1 protein-coding gene is annotated in these 1,839 nt (G+C 57.8%); it reads right to left on the bottom strand.

Translation table 11 applies throughout. From position 1 onward, the window contains the following. Window positions 1-89: 89 nt before the first annotated feature. Window positions 90-1,406, bottom strand: coding sequence for a group II intron reverse transcriptase/maturase (ltrA, locus tag ACZRKZ_RS27690; RefSeq protein WP_463983196.1), 1,317 nt, complete (start codon window positions 1,404-1,406; stop codon window positions 90-92). Between the last annotated feature and the right edge of the window lie 433 nt (window positions 1,407-1,839).

The following is a 1,839-nucleotide window of genomic DNA, read 5'->3' as shown; positions in this document are numbered from 1 at the left end:
CAATCGGCATAGGGGGCGGCCTTCATGGCCGCTCCCCTGCCACACCACCCGGCATGCGGGTCCGCACCGGGCGGTTCGAGGGATTGAGGTCAGGAGAGACGCGGTAGACCCATTCTGTCGAACCACGCTATATCGAGCACTCGGTTGAGCTCAAAAGCACTGTTGCGCCACCAGCAGCGAGAGTTTCCCGCCACTTTACGAGCAACAGTCTCTCTCGCACCCAGCCCGCGTAACTCTCGATAGATCGTTGAACTACGCCGCCATTGCTTGAGCTGGATTGCCCGTAGTCGGTGCCGTATCCATTCGTCCAGCTTTCGCCAGATTCCGGGGGTTTGCGACAGTCCGAAGTAAGCCTTCCAGCCCAGCATGTAGGGCCTTAAGCGGTCGACAACTTGTTGCAGGCTGCGACCACCTGAACGCTGGGTAAACCAGCGGATGCACGGCTTGAATCGCTCGCGCGCTTTGACCGCTACTGTCCTTTGGACGCCTTTTGGTGAAGCCCAGAAAGCGTATCCCAGAAACTTGCGACCAAACGCACTCGCCACCGCACTCTTGCTCCCGTTGACGCTCAAGTGCAGCTTTTCATACAGACGCTTCAGCAAGCTCATTACCCGTTGCCCTGCCTTCTTGCTGCGAACGTAGACGTTCGCATCGTCGGCATAGCGAACAAAGCAATGACCTCGACGTTCAAGCTCCCGATCCACTTCGTCCAGCAGCACATTCGCCAACAACGGCGACAGCGGGCCGCCTTGCGGCGCCCCGCAGCGGCTTTTCTCGACCACGCCATTGATCAGCGCTCCAACGTCCAGATAAGTGCGGATAAGCCGGATAACCGCCCGGTCCGCAATCCGTTTGCTTAAACGATCAATCAAAATATCGTGGTCGACCCGGTCAAAGAACTTCTCCAGATCAACATCCACTACCACTTTTCGACCCGATAACACGTACCGCTGAGCCGCCAAAACGGCGTCCTGCGCGCAACGGCCCGGACGAAAACCATAGCTGTGTTCACTGAAGGTTGGGTCAAGGAGGGGTTGTAGCACTTGCAACAACGCTTGTTGGATCAGACGGTCAGTAACCGTCGGGATACCCAACTCGCGTTGACCGCCGTCAGGCTTGGGAATGACTGCGCGTCGTACCGGACTGGGCCGGTAGACACCCGAAAGAAGCTGTTCGCGAATCGTTGGCCATCGGGTCAGCAAATGCTCGGCAGTCTGTTCAATGCCCAGACCATCGACCCCTGCTGTACCTTTGTTAGCCTTGACCCGCTTCCACGCCCGCTTCAAGTTCTCTCTCGCAAAGGCCCGCTCCAGCAGCCCTTGCCCTGCGTTGTCGGGTTCATTTTGCGGGCGATTGACCTCGTCGCTGACAGGACTTCTCACGGCTTCACCGCTCGTTATCTCCATCCGCCCTGCGTTTGGCAGGCATCTGACTTCCGGTCGTTCGCATCAACATGGCCTATAACGCTTTCTCTCGTTCGGCCCTTCGTCAAAAAAAAGACTACTACGGCCTCTGCTGACTTCTCGCTCCGGCTGGCGCCGTCGCCCTTTCAGGCATAAGGCGAGATCTCCCCAGGTAAGAGCGCAATCCTTCACCACACAACCGCCGGATTTACGCAGCCTGATCCTTGACCACAAGAGCTTCGCGATTTTATGCCCGCTCGCCCTGATCGGCTTCGCCTTGTATCCGGTTCTTGTACATCGGCTCATGGCTTCGATTCACGCTTCCTTCCCACACTCGGTCGCCCTCATGCAGTTGCGCTTCACTTCGTTCGCTGTGGTCAGCTTACGGCGGGACTTGCACCCGCAAGATTGCGCCCATGCTGGGCGCACATAAAAA

The organism is Pseudomonas sp. c313 (assembly GCF_055407145.1).
The sequence above is the reverse complement of the archived record's forward strand: the minus strand, read 5'-3'. Positions and strand labels throughout refer to the sequence as shown.

Bases quoted from the DNA above. Each gene is read 5' to 3' on its own strand.
- ltrA (WP_463983196.1), bottom strand. From the start codon at position 1,406: ATGGAGATAACGAGCGGTGAAGCCGTGAGAAGTCCTGTCAGCGACGAG.